Here is a 17,608-nt window from a genome sequence, read left to right on the forward strand (position 1 = left end):
TCAAACCCGTCATGCGGGGCCCGCGGGCGCATGCGCGGCGGTGCGCAGGGGATTGAGGCCGCTGCGGGCCACCCTGCCCTGCAAGGTCCGGCCCAGCGCCTGTTCGCAGGCCTCGACGGTGGACACGAGCCGGTCCAGGTCGATACCCGTCCTGACGCCCATGTTCTCGAAAAGGTCCACCAGGTCTTCGGTGCAGACATTGCCGGTGTGCCCGCCGCCATACCGCACCTTGGCCGGATGGCCGCCCACGCCGCCAAAGGCGCAATCGAAGTGCCGCACGCCGGCCTCCAGCGCCGCGACGTAATTGGCCAGGCCCGTGCCCCGCGTGTCGTGGAAATGCGCGATGGGCACCACGTCCGGGTATTCCGCCATCATCAGGCGGAACAGCGCGCGCGTGGTGACCGGCGTCGCCGTGCCGGTGGTATCGCCCAGGGCCACGTGGCGCACGCCGGCATCGCGCATGCGGCCGACGTCCTCGATCACGGTCTGCGCGTCCACATGGCCTTCGAAGGAACAACCGAAGGCCATGGAGATCGTGCCGATCAGCCGGAAGCGGCCGCCGGCGGCCATGGCCATCTGCCGGATATTGGCCCATTGGTCCGCCCGGCTGCGCGCCAGGTTCTTCATCGAGTGCGATTCGGTCGCCGATACCAGCAGGCTGATTTCGTTGGCGCCGATGCCGGCCTGGGCGTCGGCCACGGCGCGCTCGACGGCGCGCACGTTGGCGCAGGTAGCCTTGTAGAAGACGCCCGGCCGGCGCGGCAGGGCCCGCAGCAGCTCGGTGGCGTCGGAGAACTGCGGCACCACCTTGGGATTGCTGTACGAGGTGGCCTCCACGCGCGCGAACCCCATCTCGGCGAATTGCCGCACCAGGGCCACCTTGGTGGCGGTGGGCAGGAACGCCGGTTCATGCTGCAGGCCGTCGCGGGCAAAGCACTCGCACAGCACGACGTCGCGGCCGTCCTGTTCCAGCATGGCCATGTCGTCCATTCGATTGCCGCCGCTCATGAGGCCACCGTATCGCGTTCGATTTTCCAAAGCTCGATCGCGTAGTCGCGCAGCTTGTTCTTCTGGACCTTGCTGCTGCCCGTCATGCCGATGTTCTCGAAGGTGTCCACCAGCGCCATATAGCGCGGCACCTTGAAGTTGGCGCAACGCGCCTTGCACCACGCCAGGAGTTCCTCGCGGCTGCTTTGCTGGCCGGGCTTCAGCAGGATGAAGGCGCCCGCCACTTCGCCCAGCCGGGCGTCCGGCACGCCCACCACTTGCGCCATCTGCACCGCGGGATGGCCATGCAGGACTTCCTCGACTTCCGCAGGCGCGACATTTTCGCCCCCGACGCGGAACAGGTCCTTCAGCCGGCCGACCATGCGCATGCGGCCGTCGGCGCGCTGTTCGCCCATGTCGCCGGTGCGCAGCCAGCCGTCCGCCGTGAAGGCGCGTTCGGTGGCGTCCGGCAGGTTGTAATAGCCCCGCATGACATTCCAGCCGCGCACCTGGATTTCGCCCTGTCCGGCGCCGGGCGCGATGACCGCGCCTGTGTCGGGGTCCGCCAGGCGTACCTCCACGCCGGGGTGCGGCAACATGTAGCCGTCGCGGCGCAGTTCGAAGGCGTCCTCCCGATCGCTGACCAGCACATTGGGCGAGGCCTCGGACTGCCCATAGGCGTTGCAGACATACGGCACGCGCATGACGTCGCGGATCTTCTGCATGACTTCCGGTCCGGCCGCCGCCCAGCCGCCTTGCAGGAACAGGCGCCCGGGATCGAAGTCCGCGTGGCCCATCATCATCAGGAAGATGGTGTCATTGCCCGAGGTCAGGGTGCAGCGCTCGGTTTCCAGCACATCCAGCGTCCGGGCGACATCGAACTTGGGCAGGCTCAACAGGCAGCAGCCCGTCGCCAGGGCCACGAGCACCGACAAGGTGCTGCCGGCCACGTGATAGAACGGGCGGATACTGAAATAGCGGTCCTCGGGCGTGACGCCCAGCCGCCGCGCCACGGCGGCCGCGTCGCCCAGCATATTGCGGTGGCTCAGCATGACGCCCTTGGGGAAGGACGTCGTGCCGGAGGTGTACTGGATCAGCAGTACATCGCCGGGCGCCACCGCGTCGGCCAGCCGGTCCAGTTGCGCGTCCGGGACCGCCTGGCCGGCCGACAGGAAATCGTCCAGCGTGCGCACGCCGGCCGGCGCGGCGCCGTCGCCCACCATGATGGCCGCGCATAGCCGGGGCAGCGCGTCGCCGGGCAATGCGCGGTCGATGGCCGGCTCCACCTGGCGCAGCAGGCTGGTGAAGTCTATGCCCAGGAAGGTATCCGCGTACAAGAGCAGCTTTACATCGGCCTGCTTCAGGCAGAACTGCAATTCCTCGATCCGGAAGCGCGTGTTGACCGGCACCGTGACCGCGCCGATGGATGCGCACGCGAAGAAGGCCGCGATCCACAGCCCCGAATTGCCCAGCATCAGGCCGACATGGTCGCCCTTGCCTATGCCCGCCTGGTGCAGCGCGGCCGCCAGGCGCCGGCTTTGCTCGCGCAAGGCGTCCCATGTCAGCCGTTCGCCCGGCCCCACGTAGGCCTCGCGCCCGGCCCGCTCGCGCGCCGTCGCGTCCAGCACCCGCGGCAGCGTGATGGGCAGGGGGATCCCGCGATCGTCAAGAAGCCGCATCGCCCTTCTCCTTCTTGCCGAAGCCGGCGATCGCCTGCTGCCAATCGCTATGCCGCAGATTGCGCTGGATGGCCACCAGTTCGATGGCCATGGCGCCTTCGCGCGTGGTGTCCAGGCCATCGTCGATGCATTGCTTGGTCAGTTGCACGGTCAGCGGGTTGGCCGCCGCGATCCGCCCGGCCATGTCGGCGATGGCCGCGTCGAATTCCGCGGGCTCGTAGACGTGGTTGACCAGTCCCAGCTCGCGCGCTTCGCGCGCGTCCACCACCCTGCCCGTGAAAAGCAGCTCCTTGGCCATGCGGCGGCCGACGATGCGTGGCAGGCGCTGGGTGGCGCCGACGGTGCCCCAGCCCACTTCGGGATACTTGAATGCCGCGTCGGCGGTCGCCAGGACGAAATCGCAGGCGGCGGCGATCTCGCAGCCGGAGCCGAAGGCCGCCCCGTGCACGGCGGCGATCAGGGGCTTGGACAGGGCCTCCAGGGCGGCATAGGCGGTAAAGCCATCGACCCGGCGCGCCACCATCTCCGCCGGGCTCATGCCCTGCCGCTCCTTCAGGTCCGCGCCGGCGCAGAAGGCCACGCCGCGCGCCCGCAGCACGACCACGCGGACGGCGTCGTCGGCCTGCAGCGCCTCGCACGCAGCGGTGATCTCGTGGCACATGCGCAGGTTCAGCGCATTCCGGCTGTCCGGACGATTCAGCCACAGCGTGGCAATTCCCGCGCCGTCGGCGTCGAGCTGCAAGGTTTCGTATTGGGGTAGCGTGGGCATTGCGGTCCTTCAGTCCTGTAGTTTCATGCCGGTGGCCTTGACCAGTTCGGCCAGGCGGGCGCCATCGGTACGGATGTATTCGGTGGCCTGCTCTTTCCGCTGAGGCATCGCGATGGCGTTCTGTGCCGCCAGGATCTTCTTGAAGGCCGGCCGCTCCTGCACCGTCTTCAGGGCGGCGGCCAGTTTGTCGACGACGGCCGCCGGCGTGCCGGCGGGAACCGCCAGGCTGTACCAGCTGCCCGACACCATGTCGGGCAGGCCCGATTCGGCGAAGGTGGGCACGTCGGGCAGGTCCGGCGAGCGCTCCGTGTTGGCGTAGGCCAGCGCCCGCAGCTTGCCCGATTTGATGAAGGGCAGTACCGCCGAAATATTGAGCAGGCCGACGGGCACGGTCCCCGCCACCATATCGTTGACCGCCGGCGCCGCGCCCTTGTAGGGCACGTGCACCAGGTCTACCTTGGCGTAGTACTTGAACATCTCCGCCGCGATATGCGGGGAGCTGCCCATGCCGGCCGAGGCGTAGTTCAGCTTGCCGGGCTGCGATCCGGCCAGGGCGATGAAGGACTTCAGGTCCTGCGCGGGAACGGACGGGTAGACGGTCAGGATGTTGGGCACGTTGGCCACCATGCCGACGAAACTGAAGTCCTCGATGCCTTTATAGGGGACCTTGGTCGCCGCCGGCGTGACCGTGTGGGCGGCCGCGGTGCCCAGCAGCAAGGTATAGCCGTCGGGCGCGGCCTTGGCGACGTAGGCCGCGCCGATGCTGGCGCCGCCGCCCGGCTTGTTCTCCACGATGACGGACTGCCCCAGGATTTCTCCCAGCTCCTTGGCCAGCGCGCGTCCCAGCAGGTCGGCCGGACCGCCCACCGCATAGGGGTTGACCAGCACGATGGGATGCGAGGGATAGGCATCCGCGGCCATCGCCGGGGGCAGCACCGCGCAGAGCCCGGCCGCCAGCAGGATACGGCGCAAGGGTTTCATATTCTGTCTCCTCCTTGTTGTCGGCGCGCTCCGCGCCCCGGTATCTAGACGGCGCCGGCGCGGCGCAGGCTGGCGATCCCGGCGTCGTCCAGGCCCAGCTTGTCGCGCAGGACCTCGTCCGTGTGTTCGCCCAGCAGGGGCGGCCTGCCCACCCGCGGGTCGTCCATGCCGTCGAAACGCAGCGGCACCCGCAGGGCCGGGAAGCGGCCGACCAGCGGATGCTCGAAGTCCGCCACCATGCCGCGCGCGGCCACGTGTTCATTGGCCAGCACTTCATCCACCTGCAGGATGGGCCCGGCCGGTACGCCGGCCGCGTCGCAGAGTCGGCACAATTCGTCGCGCGCCAGGCGGCCTATGGCCTGCTGCAGGCCAGCCATGATTTCCTCGCGCCGCGCCAGGCGGTCGGCGTTACGGGCCAGGCCCGGATCGGCGCCCCAGCCTTCCAGGCCCAGCAGATTGCAGAGCGGCGCCCAATGCTGGTCGCTGCCCGTGATCTGCACCCACTTGCCGTCGGCGCACAGGAAGGCGGCCGATGGAATGCGGCCCGGATGCTCGGTGCCCAGGCGTTCGGGGACTTCCTTCAGCGTGAACCAGCGGGCGGCGGCCAGCGACAGCAACCCCACTTGCCCGTCGAACATGGAGAAGTCCACGTGGCAGCCCCGGCCGGTCTTCTCGCGCCCCGCCAGGGCCGACAGGATGGCGATGCATACCCACAGGCCGGAACTCAGGTCCGCCACCGGCAGGCCGGGCTTGACCGGGCCGCCACCGCGTTCTCCCGTCAGGCTCATGATGCCGCACATGGCCTGGAAGACCGTGTCGTAGCCCTTGCGCCCGGCATAGGGCCCCGTCATGCCGAAGCCCGTGCAGCTGACGTGGACCAGGCGGCTGTTCAAGGCGGACATCGCGGCATAGTCCAGCCCGTACTTCTTCAAGGTGCCGACCGGGAAGTTCTCCAGCAGGACATCGGCCTGGGCCGCCAGGCGGCGCACCACGTCCTGGCCCTGCGGCGAACGCAGGTTGACCGTGATGGACCGCTTGCTGCGATTGAAGGCCATGTAGTAGGCCGACACGCTGCCCTTCTCCCCTTGCACGACCGGCTCGAAATCCCGCGTTTCGTCGCCGGTGCCCGGCTGCTCCACCTTGATGACCTCGGCGCCGAGCTCGGCCAGGATCATGGATGCGAAGGGGCAGGCCAGGACCCGCGACAGGTCCAGGATCGTGATGCCTTCCAGCGGCCTCATGCCTTGTCCTTGCGGAAGCCGCGCATCATGACGTTGGCATCGCGGCCGACTTCCAGCGCCTGGGCCAGGCCCAGGTCCGCCGCGCGGTGGAAGGCGCGCTTGGTCGTCGCCATGGCGATGGGGCTCCAGCCGGCGATTCTGTCGGCCAGGGCGAGCGCCGTCTCCAGTACCTGTTCGTCCGGCGCGACGCGGTTGCACAGGCCCCATGCCCGGGCGGCGTGGCCATCCAGGGGCTCGGCCAGGGCCACGAGCTCGAAGGCCTGCTTGCGGCCGAGCTGGCGGACCAGATTGGCCATCACGACCGCGGCGACGATGCCGTGCCGCAGTTCCGGATAGCCGAAGCGCACGGTCTCGGACATCACGCACAAGTCGCAGGCGATGGCCAGCCCGGCGCCGCCGCCCAGCGCGTTGCCCCGCACGGCGGAAATCACCGGCTTGTTCATTTGGGAGAACACCAGGTGCAGGCTGGTGGTCAGGTCCGCGCGGGCGCTGACCGCTTGCGGGTCCTGTGGTGTCAGCGCGGAAAATTCCGTGGTGTCGGCGCCCGCGCAAAAGGACTTGCCGGCGCCCGTCAGCACCACGGCGTTGATGCCGTCGGCCCGGTCGGCCTCGCGCAGGCTGTCCAGCAGTTCCTGCGTCAGGCGCGTGTTCAAGGCATTGTGCTTTTCGGGCCGGTTCAGGGTCAGGATGCGGACGGCGCCGCGGTCTTCGATGAGCAGGTGTTCCATGGCGTTCGCAAGTCGAGGAAGGAATCGTGCGCGCCTCAGCCGGCCATTGCCCGCAGCCGGCCCGTGGCCTGGTCCAGCTCGCGGACCAGCCGCTCCATCACGGCCGCGGCCGGCTCGATGCGGGAAATCAGGCCGGCGGACTGGCCCAGCTCCACCCTGCCCCATTCCACGTCGCCGTCCAGCGCGGCCTGCCTGAGCGTGCTTTTCTTGAACAGGGCCAGGTATTCGTCCTGGCCCACCTGATCGCGTTCGGCGTCGAAGACCGCCTGCGCGAAGGCGTTGCGCAACCCGCGTATGGGCAGGTCGCGGCGTCCCACCAGGGCGGTGTCCTGGACGTCCGCGGCCAGGACCGCGGCCTTGTAGTTGGCATGCACGGTGGCCTCTTCCGTCAGCAGGAAGCGGGTTCCCAGCTGCACGGCATCGGCGCCCAGCGCCAGCAAGGCGGCGATGCCCCAGCCGTCGGCCACGCCGCCACTGGCGATGACGGGGATGGACACTTCCTGCAGGACGCGCCGCACCGTCACCAGGGTGGTGACCTCGCTGGCCGGTGGATGGCCGCCCGCTTCCGTGCCCACGACCACGAGCGCGTCGACGCCCGCCGCCGCGGCCTTGCGGGCATGTTCCAGGGTGGCGACGACCTGTATCCATATCGTGCCGATGTCGCGGAAGCGGGCCAGGTGCGCCTTGGGACTGCCTTGGGAGGCAATCACCACCGGTACCCGCTGGCCATGCATGGCATCCAGGATCTCGGCGGCGCCGGCGCGATACAGCGGGATATTCACGGCGTAGGGCCTGTCGGTGGCCCGGGCCAGTTCGCCCAGGATGCGCACGAAGTCCTGCTGCCGCAAGGGGCCGGCGGCCAGCACGCCCAGTCCGCCGGCATTGGAAACGGCCGCGGGCAGCGCCGCGCTGGACGAGGCCCAGCTCATTCCCGCCTGCACGATGGGATGCTCGATACCGAGCATGGTGGTGATCCGTGTACGCATGGCCCTGGCGACTGGTGAAAGTAGTTGATAAACTAAACTATCTAGTGGACGAAATCAACTACTATGAAAAACACGGAGACAGCGGCGGCGCCCGCCGATATGGCGATGCCCTTGGCCGGCATACGGGTGGTGGACCTGACCTCGGCGGTGGTGGGGCCCTATTGCACGCAGGTGCTGGCGGACTACGGCGCTGACGTCATCAAGCTGGAGGAAAAATCCGGCGACGTCATCCGCTGGATTTCCGGGCGCTCCAGGACACCCGGCATGTCCGGAAAGTTCATGCATATGAACCGCAACAAGCGCAGCATCTCGCTGGATCTCAAGCAGCCGGCGGGACGCGAAGCGCTGCTGAAGCTGGTGGACAGCGCCGACGTGTTCCTGCACAACATGCGCAACGCCGCGGTAGGCAGGCTGGGCCTGGACGGGACAAGCCTGATGGCGCGCCGCCCCGGTCTGCTGTATTGCGGCATCGTCGGTTTCGGCAGCGACGGCCGGTACGCGGGGCGTCCCGCCTACGACTCCATCCTGCAGGGCGGTACCGCCTTGGCGAGCCTGCTGGCCGGCGCGGATGGCCAGCCGCGCTATGTGCCTTATGTGGTGATCGACCGCACCGCCGGTCTGATGGTGGCGCACGCGGTACTGGCCGCCCTTTTCGCGCGCCAACGGGATGGCCGGGGCCGGGAGATCGAAGTTCCCATGTTCGAAAGCTACGCCGGCCTGCTATTGAGCGAACATCTGTACGGCCACAGTTTCGAGCCGCCCACCGACCGCCTGGGCGACCGCCGCTTGCTGGACGCCAACGCCCGGCCCGTGCGCACCCGTGACGGCCACGTCTGCATCACGACCAATACCGACGCGCAGGTGCACAAGCTATTCATCGCGCTGGGCCGGCCGGACCTGGCGGCCGACGCGCGCTTCGCCACGTCGCTGGCGCGCATCGAACATATCGCCGAGTTCTTCGCGCTGCGCGCCGAATTGCTGGCGCAGCGCGCGACCGGCGACATCGTCGACCTGCTTCTGCGTCACGACATTCCTTGCATGCCCTGCCACACGCTGGAGTCATTGCTGGCGGATCCCCACCTGGGCGACGTGGGACTGGTGCAAGCCGCCCGGCATCCGACACAGGGCGAGATCCGCCAGATCCGCCCGGCCATCCGCATGACGGGTTTCGATCCCGCCGTGCGCCGGCCGGCGCCCCATATCGGCCAGCACACCCGCGAGGTACTGGGCGAACTGGGTTATGCGCCTGAGCGCATCGCGGAGCTGTTCGACAGCGGGGCCGCCTACACCGCCGCGGATGCTCCCCCACATGCATAGCAAGGCGGCATGAACCCTCGAAAACCCATCGAGCCATCATCGGACGGAGACAAACCCATGACAGACCTACAACGCCGCAGGCTGTTGGCCGCCGCCGCCCTGGCCGGCATCGCATCCGGGGCCAGGGCCCAGGGCGGCTCGCCGCGGGCCGACGCGCCCGCGGCGGGCTTTCCCGACCGTCCGCCGCGGCTCATCGTCGGCTTCGCGCCCGGCGGCGGCAGCGATTTCATCGCGCGTGCCCTGGCCTCGGAGATCGCCGGCCCCTTGGGGCAGCCGTTTATCGTCGAGAACCGCCCCGGCGCCGGCGGCGCCATTGCGGCGCGCGCCGCCGCCACGAGCGCGCCGAACGGCTATACGTTGTTCCTGGGTAGCGCGGCGACGTTCGTGATCAACCCGGTGCTGATGACCGACCTGCCTTACGATGCCGAGAAGGACTTCGTCCCGGTGGGATCGGTGGCGCGGTTCGAGTACGTGCTGATGACCCGTCCCGATCTGCCGTACAGGACGGTGGCCGATCTGGTCACGCACGCGAGACAAAAGCCGGGCGAGCTCACCATCGGCTCGGCGGGCAACGGCTCGAACACCCACCTGGCGGCAGCGGCCTTCCAGCGGGCAGCGGGCATACAGCTGCGCCACATTCCCTACAAGGGCACGACGCCGGCCTTGACCGACCTGGCCGGCGGCAATATCGACCTGCTGTTCGACTCCGTGCCCACGGTGCTGAGCCTGGTCAAGGCGGGCAAGGTAAAAGCGCTGGCGACCACGGGCAATGCAAGGGAAGCCCTGCTGCCGGACCTGCCCACGGTCATCGAGGCCGGGGTGCCGGGTTTCACCGCAAGCAACTGGTTCGCGGTGTTCGCCCCCGCACGCACGCCGCCCGGGATCGTCGACCGTATCAATGCGGCGATGCAGAAGGCGCTGACGGGCGAGGCCTTGCGCGCGCAATTGACCTCGACGGGCAACGTCCCGCTACCGGGCGGCCCGCGCGACTTGCAGGTGCTGGTGAGCGAGGAGCGCGCCGCCTATACCAGGCTGATCCAGTCGTCGGGCATAAAGATCGAGTGATGCGCCGGTACGCGCCGTCACGCGCCGTCACGCCTTCGCCAGGCTCAGCGCGGCCTGCACGCCTTCTTCCAGGATCTGCTCGGCCAGCGCCGGATCGGCCACGGCGCGCGCGAGTTGCAGCGTACCGACCATCAGGCCAAAAATGGCGGTCGCGCGCCGCCGCGCCTGCGCGGATTTCGGCTTGGGAAGCAGCGTCGCGAGTTGCGCGACATAGGCCAGGAGCCCGTCCTGGTAGGCCTGTCGCGTGGGCGCCGGTTGCCGGCCGATTTCAGGCAGCAAGGCGGCCGACGGGCAGCCCTGTTCGCATCCTTGAAGATGGGACATGCTCAGGTAGTCACGGATGGCCCCTTCGATGCCGGCGGCCGCTTCACCGCCGTTCGCCAGCCGCGCGGCCTGGTCGCTCAGGGCGCTGGAGACAGCCTCGCGGACCAGGGTTTCCTTGGAATCGAAATGGGGATAGAACGCCCCGTTGGTCAGCCCGGATTCCGCCATGATGCCGGCCAGGCCGGATGCGGAAATCCCGTCTTTCCTGAAACGCCGCGACGCGACATCGATGATGCGCCGCCGCGTGTTCTCTTTGTGTCCTTTCTCGAAACGCATTTTTGAATCCGCCTGTCTTCGTACACCTTGACTACCCACCGCGGACTCCATCCGGCGTGTCGGCAACGCTTTGTACTTTGTATTATGACCGTGATGTTGGATTATGATCATAATTACAATCGGCCCCAGCCGGCAAGCCCCGGCATGCAGGCCAGGTACCGGAATCGGTCAAGGTGCTTGTTCGGCGGCAGGCGCGGTCTTGAACAGCCCCCGGATGTTGGTCGCCGCCAGTCCCAGTTGCAGGGCGATCAGGGCGTAGGCGTCGTCGTGCCAGCCCCAGGCTATCCACAGCACGTTGCTCAACAGGAATACCCAGAATCCGGCATTGCGCCGGTGCTTGCGTGTCGATGCCACCAGCCATGCGGCGGCGAGCGACGCCGCCATGGCGGGCCATTGCAGCAGGTCCAGAACTTCCGCTTCCATACTTGTCGCCCTCGATGATCCGGGGCGATGCGCCCCTTGCGGGCGTCGGCAGGCAAGTAGCGATCCGCGCCAAGGCGGCCGATCGTGAGCCCTGCCGGCTCATCGGGGCAAGGCGCCGGCCTCGGTCAGGATGGCCATCACATTGCGCCCGGTCCGTTCCAGATGGCGGGTCAGTATCTCTGCCGCGCGCGCCGCATCGCGGGCCATCGCCGCCTCGAAGATCGCCAGATGTTCATCGGGCACGTCGGCGTCCGGCGCATGCCGCACCAGGAACAGGCGGCGATAGCGGTCGCTCAGGTCGTGCAGCGTGCCGCAAAAGCGCAATAGCAAGGGCATGCCGCAGGCGGCGAACAGCGTCAGGTGGAAGGCGCGATGCGCCTTCTCCCACCTTTCGTCGCGCCTGCCCTCGCGTTCCAGGCGGCTCAAGCGGTGATAGGCCGCCACCAGGCTGTCTTCCCAGCGGTCGTCGCCCTGGGCCAGGGATTCGGTCAAGGCCATGACCTCCAGCTGCGTGCGCAGCTTCGTGACTTCGCGCAGGTTGTCCGCCGACACCGGCGCCACCCGGTAGCCGCGCTGGTCGGTGATCTGTACCAGGCCCTCCGCCGCCAGGCGGGTCAGGGCCTCGCGCAGCGGGCTGAGGCTGACGCCGTATTCCACGCGCAAGTCGTCCAGGCGCAGTTTGGCGCCGGGCGCGTAGATGCCTTGCAGGATGGCCGCGCGCACCTGGATGGCGACGGCCGCGGTCAGCGATGCGCCGGTTTCGGGCGTGCCGTCCGCCGCGAGCGCTTCCAGGAAATTATTCATGCCTATGGGTCCGCCTGTGCATGGGCGGATTCTACCTCGCCCGGCGCTTTAATCGATTCAACCACAGAAAATCGATTTTTCTGTTGACTTCGATTATCTCTTGGCGAAAGATAGCCGCTCCTGGCGCCCGCCGCCGCCCGTACAAGGAACCACATGTCCGCAGCCCGTATCGACCGAGACATCGCCCGCAACGCCATGGGACAGCCGCACGAAAGCATGCGGGCCCTGGGCGACTCGTACCGCGACCTGCTCGGCTATCTGCCGCCCCGCGTGGAGTCCCGACTGCTGGTCACCGGCGCGCTGGATCCCGAACTGGTGCGCCTGCAGGAAGAGGTGCGCGCGCACGCCATGAACCCCAAGTGCTTCGACACCAAGACCGCCCAGTTGATGATCTTCGGCATGCTGGTGGTGGAACTGAGCGACGCCGCCGTCATCCACGGCATCGCCGCGCGCCGCGCGGGCGCCACCTGGGAAGAAATGCAGGCGGTGGTCAGCATGGCCTACATCTTCCGCGGCGTGTCCGCTGCCAATCGCGGCGCCGAAATGCTGGCGCGCATCGCCGAACGCGAGGCCGCCGGCGGGCAGTAGGCAGCCCGCCGCGCCCGCCCATTCCCATACCGACAAAGCGCCGGCGCATCGCCAAGCCGGCCGACAAAGGAGACGCCCATGCACGCCTGCCCCGGTCCCGACCGCAATACCCGCACGCCGCGCTTCAGGATGCCGGCGGGCGCCTGCGATTGCCACGCGCATGTCTTCGGCCCGGCCCATCGCTTTCCCTACTCCCCGGACCGCAGCTACACGCCGGAGGACTGCACCGTGGAGGACTACGAGCGCTTGCTGGCGACGCTGGGCATAGACCGCTGCGTCATCGTCCACGGCGGCGCGCACGGCACCGATAACGCCGCGACGCTGGATGCCCTGCGCCGCATGGGACCGCGGGCCCGCGGCGTGGCGGTCATCCCGCCGGGCCGCCCCCTGGCCGAGCGCGAGGCCATGCATGCGCTGGGCATGCGGGGGTATCGCATGTCCACCGTCGTGGGCGGCGGCGTGGGCTTCGACGCGTTCGACGCCTTGGCGGCCGAGGCGCGCGAAATGGGCTGGCACCTGGTGCTGCATTTCAAGAAGTCGGCCGAACTGGTCGAGCTGGCGCCCCGCCTGCGCGCGCGGCACGTCGATGTCGTGCTGGACCACCTGGCGCGCATCCGCGCCGACGAGGGCGTGGACAGCCCGGCGTTCCGCGCGCTATCCGGATTGATGGACACCGGCCGCGTGTGGATCAAGCTGGCCAGCCTGTACCGGCTATCCAGCCAACCCTACCCGCACGAGGACATGCTGCCGATGATCCACGAGGCGGCGCGCCGCTGGCCGGACCGCCTGATCTGGGGCAGCAATTGGCCGCATCCCATCTGCGATGTGCCCATGCCCAATGACGGCGATCTGGTGGACCTGATCCCCCTGTGGATACCGGATCCCTCGGTGCAACAGCGGATGCTGGTGGCCAACCCGGCGGCGTTGTACGGATTCTGAAGCACCGGCCACGGCCGCGCGCGAGCGGACGCTCATGGCGCGCCGCGCCCGCCCCGGCCCGGCCATCCCGACCGAAGCCCGACACGAATAACGACATTCCACGACGGAGACAAACCATGTTCGTACAGCTGCGGCGCGCCGTGACGGCGGCGGCCATCGTCCTTGCCTTGCCCGCCGGCCCGGCCCTGGCCGCCGATGCCTGGCCCGCGCAACCCATCAACATCGTCGTCCCCTTCCCGCCCGGCGGCACGACCGACGTGGTGGCGCGCGTCCTGGCCGAGAAGCTGGGCCCGATCCTGAAGCAGTCGGTGATCGTGGAGAATCGCCAGGGGGCCGGCGGCAATGTAGGCGCGGCCTATGTGGCGCGCGCCAGGCCGGATGGCTATACGCTGCTGGTCTCCAGCGCGGGCCCCTTGAGCATCAATCAGCAGCTGTATGCCGCGCCGGGCTACGATCCCTTGAAGGACTTCACGCCCGTGTCGATGCTGGCCTCGGTGCCCATCATGCTGGTCTCCAATACGAAGGCCCCGTTCAAGACCGTGCCGGAGCTGATCGCCTACGCCAAGGCGCATCCGGGCCGGGTGGCCTACGGTTCGCAAGGCAGCGGCACGACCAGCCACCTGACCATGGAGCTGCTGAAGCTGGACGCCGGCATCGACCTGCAGCACATTCCCTATCGCGGCAGCGCCCCGGCCGCCACCGACCTGATCGGCGGGCAGATCCAGGTCATGTTCGACAATTCGCCCACCACCTATCCGCAGGTCCAGGCCGGCACCATGCGCCCGCTGGGCGTGGCGTCCAGCCATCGCCTGCCCAGCATGCAGGACATTCCCGCGATCGCCGAGACCGTGCCGGGTTTCGAATCCGACGCCTGGTTCGGACTGGTGGCGCCCGCCCATACGCCGCCCGACATCGTGAGCCGGCTGAACGCGGCGGTCCGGCAGGTATTGGCCGATCCCGCCGTCATCGCCAAATTCAAGGCCACGGGCGTCGATCTGGTCGGCGATACCCCACAGGAATTCCAGCGCTTCATCCAGTCGGAAACGGAAAAGTGGGGCAAGATCATCAAGGCGACGAATCTCAAGCTGGGGTAGAACGCCGCCGCGCCCACAGGTCCACCGGGCCGTGCCGGTCGGCCCCCTGGGTGTCCAGCATCCAGCCCGGGTACTCGGGCGGCAATGCGCTGACGGCATCCAGGGTTTTGAGCTCGTCCTCGGAAAGCACGATATCCATGGCCCCCAGGTTGTCCTGCAACTGGGCGAGCCGCTTGGCCCCCACGATGACCGAGGTCACCACGGGCCTGGACAACAGCCATGCCAGCGCGATGCGGGCGGGACTGCATCCATGGGCCCGGGCGATGGGCGCGATGGCATCCAGGATATTCCAGGCGCGGTCCTTGTCGACGATGGGAAAGTCGAATCCGGAGCGGCGCGATCCGGCCGGGTTCTGGTTATCGCGGCTGAACTTGCCCGACAGCAGGCCGCCCGCCAGGGGGCTCCAGACCAGCAGGCCCAGTTTCTCGTGCGCCATCATGGGCGCCAGTTCCCGCTCCAGGTCGCGGCCGGCGATCGAGTAATAGGCCTGCACCGTGGCGAAGCGCTCGTAGTTCCTGGCGTTGGCGATGCCCAGGGCCGTGGCGATGCGCCACGCGGCCCAGTTCGATACGCCGATGTAGCGGACCTTGCCCTGCCGCACCATGTCGTCCAAGGCGCGCAGCGTCTCGTCCAGCGGCGTCAGTACGTCGGTCGCGTGGACCTGGTACAGGTCGATGTGATCGGTCTGCAACCGGCGCAGGCTGGCCTCGACCGCATCCATCAGGTGGCCGCGCGAGGCGCCCACGTCGTTGCGGCCGCTGCCCATCCGGCTGTAGCCCTTGGTGGCAAGCACGACCTCGTGGCGCGCCACGCCCAGATTGCGGAAGGACTGCCCCAGGGTCTGCTCGCTCTCGCCGGCGGAATACACGTCCGCCGTGTCGAAAAAGTTGATGCCGGCCTCGATGCTGGCCTTGACGAGGGCGTCGGCATCGGCCTGGCCCACGTCCCCGATGTGCTGGTAGATGCCCTGGCCGCCGCTGAAGGTCATGGTGCCCAGGCACAGCCGGGACACCAGCAGGCCGGTATTGCCCAATGGCGTGTATTGCATGGATTACCTCCAAAAATGAAAAATCGCGTACACGGCCTGAAACCAGGGATCGAATGCCGCATCCGCTGGTTTTTCACCGTTCCAAGCAAATGCTACGGCTTGCCCGGGCCGATGAAAACGGACAACATTGGCATATCGTTTTTCATTTCCGCAAAACCATATGGACTGGAACGACCTGCGGTACTTCGTGTCTGTCGCGCGGACCGCCAGCCTGACGCGTACCGCCGCCGATTTGCGCGTCAGCCCTTCGACGGTGGCGCGGCGTATCGCGGAACTGGAATCCGGCCTGGGCGCCACCCTGTTCATGCATAGCCAGGCCGGCTATTTCCTGACCGACGAAGGCCGCGCCATGCTGGAGCGGGCCGAGGCCGTGGAAGAACAGATGCTGGCCTTCGAGCGCGAGGCCGCCGGCCGCGGGGGCAGTGTCGCCGGCACGGTGCGGCTGGCCACGTCGGAGAACTTCGCGACCGACCTGGTCATTCCCGCCCTGCCGGGCTTCGCCGCGCGGCACCCCGACCTGCGGCTGGAGATCGTCACCGACACCGCCACGGCGCAGCTCGCGCGGCGCGAGGCCGACCTGGCCCTGCGCGTGGTGCGGCCGACGGCGGGCAATGTCAAGCTGCGCAAGGTGGGCGTGATGACTTACTCGGTCTACGGTTCGCGCCAGTATCTGAAGCGGCACCCCGCCCGCGGCGGCGATCCGCTGGCCGGACGCGCTTTCATCACCTGGGACGACAACCGGGCCCACCTGCCGGCCGCGCGCTGGTTCGCCGCGCGTTCGCAAGGGATCCGGCTGGCGCTGTCGACTTCCAGCCTGCCCACGCAGATCGCGGCCGTGCGCGCCGGACTGGGGCTGGCCGTGTTGCCGGACTTCCTGGCCAGGGACAAGGATCTGGTCGCGGTCATGCCGCCCGCAGCGGTCTTCAGCAACGACATCTGGGTCGTGATGCACGCCGACCTGGGCGGATCGGCCCGGGTGCGGGCCGTGGCGCAGTTCCTGGCGGATACCGTGGGCGCGCATCCGCTGCTGGGCGCGGGGCCGCCGCCGCGGCCGCGCGCCTGAGCGGCGCGTACGCAACCGGCTCAGGTCCGGAAACGCGTCATCGCGAATGGCGCCGGATCCACCAGGGTTTCCGCGCCGGTCATCATCTCGGCCAGCAGCCGCCCCGTCACCGGGCCCAGCGTCAGCCCGTGGTGCGCATGTCCGCAGGCGAACCACAGATTGCCATGGCGCGGCGCGGGCCCCACGATAGGCATCATGTCCGGCGTACAGGGCCGCGCGCCCATCCACGCCTGGGTGTCGACCGGTTCGCCCAGCGGAAAGATGGCCCGCGCCAGGGGCTCCACGGCGGCCAGTTGTACCGGCGTACGCCGCGCGTCGCGCAAGGCGAATTCGGCGCCCGTGGTCAGCCGTATGCCTTGCGCCATGGGCGCCAGCAGGAACCCGTTGTCCGCGTCCAGGACCGGATGGCGCAAGCCGGTGCCCGCCTGCGCCTTGTAATGCATGTGATAGCCGCGCTTGACCGCGAGCGGCAGCCGGTAACCCAGGCGCCGGCCCAGGTCGCCCGACCAGGGCCCCAGCGCCACGACCGCCGCGCGTCCCTGCACCGGCCCGGCGTCGGTATCGACGCTCCAGCCCGGCTCCAGCGACATGGCGTCGCCCACCAGCAGCTGTCCGCCCAGCCGCTGGAAGTAGCGGGCGTAGGCCTGCGTCAGCCCCCGGGGATCGCCGACCGTATCGGCGTCGACGTAGCGCAGCGCGCCGACCAGGCCCGAGAGATGCGGTTCGATCGCGCGCAGGCTGGCCGCGTCATGGGCTTCGTAGGCCACGCCGTATTCGCGCCGCCATTGTTCCGACTGCCGCAGTTCCCGGTCTTGCGAGGCCGCGTCGCGAAAGACTTTCAGCCACCCGGACGGCCGGATCATGTCCGCCACGCCGGCCATGCGGGCCAGCACGCGGTGCTCCGCGACGCAATGCTCGATCAAGGTGGCGTAGCGGCGGGCGATGGCCGCATGGCTGCGCGGCGCCGAATGCCACCAGTACCGTGCCAGGAACGGCGCCACGCGCGGCAAGGCGGTGGCGTGGTAGCGCACGTCCGGGGCGCGATTGCCGGCGTACTTGAACAGCGCGCGCAGGCTGCGCGGGAAGGCATAGGGGTAGACGCCCTCGCGCTGTATCAGGCCGCCATTGCCGTGCGACGTCTCCTGCCCGGGCGCACGGCGGTCGATAAGCGCCACGCTGTGGCCGCGGGCCTGCAGATGCACGGCGACGGATACGCCGACGATGCCGGCGCCCAGTACCAAGGTGTCGAAACGATGCGTCATGCTGTCGCGCCGGGCTCGCGGCCCGACGCCCTCT

Annotated in this window: 18 protein-coding genes; 6 read left to right on the top strand and 12 right to left on the bottom strand. The window is 68.7% G+C overall.

Going from position 1 to position 17,608, the window contains the following annotated elements; all coding sequences use genetic code 11:
• Positions 1 to 9: 9 nt before the first annotated feature.
• The 7 genes from BAU06_RS13365 to BAU06_RS13395 are packed head-to-tail and all read right to left on the bottom strand — an operon-like array spanning position 10 to position 7,371.
• On the bottom strand, positions 10 to 990 hold the full coding sequence (locus BAU06_RS13365; protein ID WP_231933872.1) for a hydroxymethylglutaryl-CoA lyase: 981 nt from the start codon (positions 988 to 990) through the stop codon (positions 10 to 12).
• A gap of 14 nt (positions 991 to 1,004) precedes the next feature.
• The gene (locus BAU06_RS13370) at positions 1,005 to 2,666 is read right to left on the bottom strand and encodes an AMP-binding protein (protein WP_066349806.1); all 1,662 of its coding nucleotides are present in this window, start codon (positions 2,664 to 2,666) and stop codon (positions 1,005 to 1,007) included.
• Positions 2,653 to 3,435, bottom strand: coding sequence for an enoyl-CoA hydratase/isomerase family protein (locus tag BAU06_RS13375; protein WP_066349807.1), 783 nt, complete (start codon positions 3,433 to 3,435; stop codon positions 2,653 to 2,655). The genes BAU06_RS13370 and BAU06_RS13375 overlap by 14 nt, the downstream gene beginning before the upstream one ends.
• Before the next feature lie 9 nt (positions 3,436 to 3,444).
• Positions 3,445 to 4,416, bottom strand: a complete 972-nt coding sequence (locus tag BAU06_RS13380) for a Bug family tripartite tricarboxylate transporter substrate binding protein (RefSeq protein ID WP_066349808.1) — start codon at positions 4,414 to 4,416, stop codon at positions 3,445 to 3,447.
• Between the two features lie 44 nt (positions 4,417 to 4,460).
• On the bottom strand, positions 4,461 to 5,657 hold the full coding sequence (locus BAU06_RS13385) for a CaiB/BaiF CoA transferase family protein (RefSeq protein WP_066349809.1): 1,197 nt from the start codon (positions 5,655 to 5,657) through the stop codon (positions 4,461 to 4,463).
• Positions 5,654 to 6,385, bottom strand: a complete 732-nt coding sequence (locus BAU06_RS13390; protein ID WP_066349810.1) for an enoyl-CoA hydratase/isomerase family protein — start codon at positions 6,383 to 6,385, stop codon at positions 5,654 to 5,656. Before BAU06_RS13390 ends, BAU06_RS13385 begins: the two co-directional genes overlap by 4 nt.
• Before the next feature lie 35 nt (positions 6,386 to 6,420).
• Positions 6,421 to 7,371: an NAD(P)H-dependent flavin oxidoreductase gene (locus BAU06_RS13395; protein WP_066349811.1), complete on the bottom strand. Its 951-nt coding sequence runs from the start codon at positions 7,369 to 7,371 to the stop codon at positions 6,421 to 6,423.
• 63 nt (positions 7,372 to 7,434) lie between these two features.
• Between BAU06_RS13395 and BAU06_RS13400 the strand changes: the two genes are divergently transcribed.
• Positions 7,435 to 8,688 carry a CaiB/BaiF CoA transferase family protein gene (locus BAU06_RS13400; RefSeq protein ID WP_082993674.1) on the top strand — a complete coding sequence of 418 codons (1,254 nt, stop codon included), beginning with the start codon at positions 7,435 to 7,437 and terminating at the stop codon, positions 8,686 to 8,688.
• A 57-nt stretch (positions 8,689 to 8,745) separates the two neighbouring features.
• Positions 8,746 to 9,753 carry a Bug family tripartite tricarboxylate transporter substrate binding protein gene (locus BAU06_RS13405; RefSeq protein ID WP_066349812.1) on the top strand — a complete coding sequence of 336 codons (1,008 nt, stop codon included), beginning with the start codon at positions 8,746 to 8,748 and terminating at the stop codon, positions 9,751 to 9,753.
• Between the two features lie 27 nt (positions 9,754 to 9,780).
• Here the strand turns inward: BAU06_RS13405 and BAU06_RS13410 are convergent, their stop codons facing one another.
• From BAU06_RS13410 to BAU06_RS13420, 3 genes are all read right to left on the bottom strand, one after another.
• Positions 9,781 to 10,353 (bottom strand): TetR/AcrR family transcriptional regulator, encoded by a 573-nt coding sequence (locus BAU06_RS13410; RefSeq protein ID WP_066349816.1) that lies wholly within the window; start codon positions 10,351 to 10,353, stop codon positions 9,781 to 9,783.
• Positions 10,354 to 10,521: 168 nt separating this feature from the next.
• Positions 10,522 to 10,776 (bottom strand): hypothetical protein, encoded by a 255-nt coding sequence (locus BAU06_RS13415; protein ID WP_066349818.1) that lies wholly within the window; start codon positions 10,774 to 10,776, stop codon positions 10,522 to 10,524.
• 99 nt (positions 10,777 to 10,875) lie between these two features.
• Positions 10,876 to 11,580: a GntR family transcriptional regulator gene (locus tag BAU06_RS13420; protein WP_066349820.1), complete on the bottom strand. Its 705-nt coding sequence runs from the start codon at positions 11,578 to 11,580 to the stop codon at positions 10,876 to 10,878.
• A 153-nt stretch (positions 11,581 to 11,733) separates the two neighbouring features.
• Between BAU06_RS13420 and BAU06_RS13425 the strand changes: the two genes are divergently transcribed.
• The 3 genes from BAU06_RS13425 to BAU06_RS13435 all read left to right on the top strand — a co-directional run bounded on the left by BAU06_RS13425 (position 11,734) and on the right by BAU06_RS13435 (position 14,201).
• Positions 11,734 to 12,168: a carboxymuconolactone decarboxylase family protein gene (locus tag BAU06_RS13425; RefSeq protein WP_066349821.1), complete on the top strand. Its 435-nt coding sequence runs from the start codon at positions 11,734 to 11,736 to the stop codon at positions 12,166 to 12,168.
• A gap of 78 nt (positions 12,169 to 12,246) precedes the next feature.
• A complete protein-coding gene (locus BAU06_RS13430; protein ID WP_066349822.1) occupies positions 12,247 to 13,107 on the top strand; it encodes an amidohydrolase family protein in 861 nt (286 codons plus the stop codon).
• Between the two features lie 116 nt (positions 13,108 to 13,223).
• Positions 13,224 to 14,201, top strand: a complete 978-nt coding sequence (locus BAU06_RS13435) for a Bug family tripartite tricarboxylate transporter substrate binding protein (RefSeq protein ID WP_066349823.1) — start codon at positions 13,224 to 13,226, stop codon at positions 14,199 to 14,201.
• Here the strand turns inward: BAU06_RS13435 and BAU06_RS13440 are convergent.
• A complete protein-coding gene (locus BAU06_RS13440) occupies positions 14,188 to 15,249 on the bottom strand; it encodes an aldo/keto reductase (protein ID WP_066349824.1) in 1,062 nt (353 codons plus the stop codon). The two genes, BAU06_RS13435 and BAU06_RS13440, sit on opposite strands and share 14 nt — an antisense overlap.
• Positions 15,250 to 15,409: 160 nt before the next feature.
• Here BAU06_RS13440 and BAU06_RS13445 point away from each other — a divergent pair, with 160 nt between their 5' ends.
• Entirely contained in the window at positions 15,410 to 16,312 is a 903-nt protein-coding gene (locus BAU06_RS13445) for a LysR family transcriptional regulator (protein ID WP_066349826.1), read from the top strand.
• A gap of 20 nt (positions 16,313 to 16,332) precedes the next feature.
• Here BAU06_RS13445 and BAU06_RS13450 read toward each other — a convergent pair whose 3' ends face one another.
• Positions 16,333 to 17,574 (bottom strand): NAD(P)/FAD-dependent oxidoreductase, encoded by a 1,242-nt coding sequence (locus BAU06_RS13450; RefSeq protein ID WP_066349830.1) that lies wholly within the window; start codon positions 17,572 to 17,574, stop codon positions 16,333 to 16,335.
• Positions 17,575 to 17,608: the final 34 nt, after the last annotated feature.

The organism is Bordetella bronchialis (assembly GCF_001676705.1).
Taxonomy (GTDB): Bacteria; Pseudomonadota; Gammaproteobacteria; order Burkholderiales; family Burkholderiaceae_B; genus Bordetella_C; species Bordetella_C bronchialis.

Excerpts from the sequence above, each read along its gene's own strand:
- BAU06_RS13365 (WP_231933872.1), bottom strand. The coding sequence starts at position 990 with ATGGACGACATGGCCATGCTGGAACAGGACGGCCGCGACGTCGTGCTG.
- BAU06_RS13370 (WP_066349806.1), bottom strand. The coding sequence starts at position 2,666 with ATGCGGCTTCTTGACGATCGCGGGATCCCCCTGCCCATCACGCTGCCG.
- BAU06_RS13375 (WP_066349807.1), bottom strand. The coding sequence starts at position 3,435 with ATGCCCACGCTACCCCAATACGAAACCTTGCAGCTCGACGCCGACGGC.
- BAU06_RS13380 (WP_066349808.1), bottom strand. The coding sequence starts at position 4,416 with ATGAAACCCTTGCGCCGTATCCTGCTGGCGGCCGGGCTCTGCGCGGTG.
- BAU06_RS13385 (WP_066349809.1), bottom strand. The coding sequence starts at position 5,657 with ATGAGGCCGCTGGAAGGCATCACGATCCTGGACCTGTCGCGGGTCCTG.
- BAU06_RS13390 (WP_066349810.1), bottom strand. The coding sequence starts at position 6,385 with ATGGAACACCTGCTCATCGAAGACCGCGGCGCCGTCCGCATCCTGACC.
- BAU06_RS13395 (WP_066349811.1), bottom strand. The coding sequence starts at position 7,371 with ATGCGTACACGGATCACCACCATGCTCGGTATCGAGCATCCCATCGTG.
- BAU06_RS13400 (WP_082993674.1), top strand. The coding sequence starts at position 7,435 with ATGAAAAACACGGAGACAGCGGCGGCGCCCGCCGATATGGCGATGCCC.
- BAU06_RS13405 (WP_066349812.1), top strand. The coding sequence starts at position 8,746 with ATGACAGACCTACAACGCCGCAGGCTGTTGGCCGCCGCCGCCCTGGCC.
- BAU06_RS13410 (WP_066349816.1), bottom strand. The coding sequence starts at position 10,353 with ATGCGTTTCGAGAAAGGACACAAAGAGAACACGCGGCGGCGCATCATC.
- BAU06_RS13415 (WP_066349818.1), bottom strand. The coding sequence starts at position 10,776 with ATGGAAGCGGAAGTTCTGGACCTGCTGCAATGGCCCGCCATGGCGGCG.
- BAU06_RS13420 (WP_066349820.1), bottom strand. The coding sequence starts at position 11,580 with ATGAATAATTTCCTGGAAGCGCTCGCGGCGGACGGCACGCCCGAAACC.
- BAU06_RS13425 (WP_066349821.1), top strand. The coding sequence starts at position 11,734 with ATGTCCGCAGCCCGTATCGACCGAGACATCGCCCGCAACGCCATGGGA.
- BAU06_RS13430 (WP_066349822.1), top strand. The coding sequence starts at position 12,247 with ATGCACGCCTGCCCCGGTCCCGACCGCAATACCCGCACGCCGCGCTTC.
- BAU06_RS13435 (WP_066349823.1), top strand. The coding sequence starts at position 13,224 with ATGTTCGTACAGCTGCGGCGCGCCGTGACGGCGGCGGCCATCGTCCTT.
- BAU06_RS13440 (WP_066349824.1), bottom strand. The coding sequence starts at position 15,249 with ATGCAATACACGCCATTGGGCAATACCGGCCTGCTGGTGTCCCGGCTG.
- BAU06_RS13445 (WP_066349826.1), top strand. The coding sequence starts at position 15,410 with ATGGACTGGAACGACCTGCGGTACTTCGTGTCTGTCGCGCGGACCGCC.
- BAU06_RS13450 (WP_066349830.1), bottom strand. The coding sequence starts at position 17,574 with ATGACGCATCGTTTCGACACCTTGGTACTGGGCGCCGGCATCGTCGGC.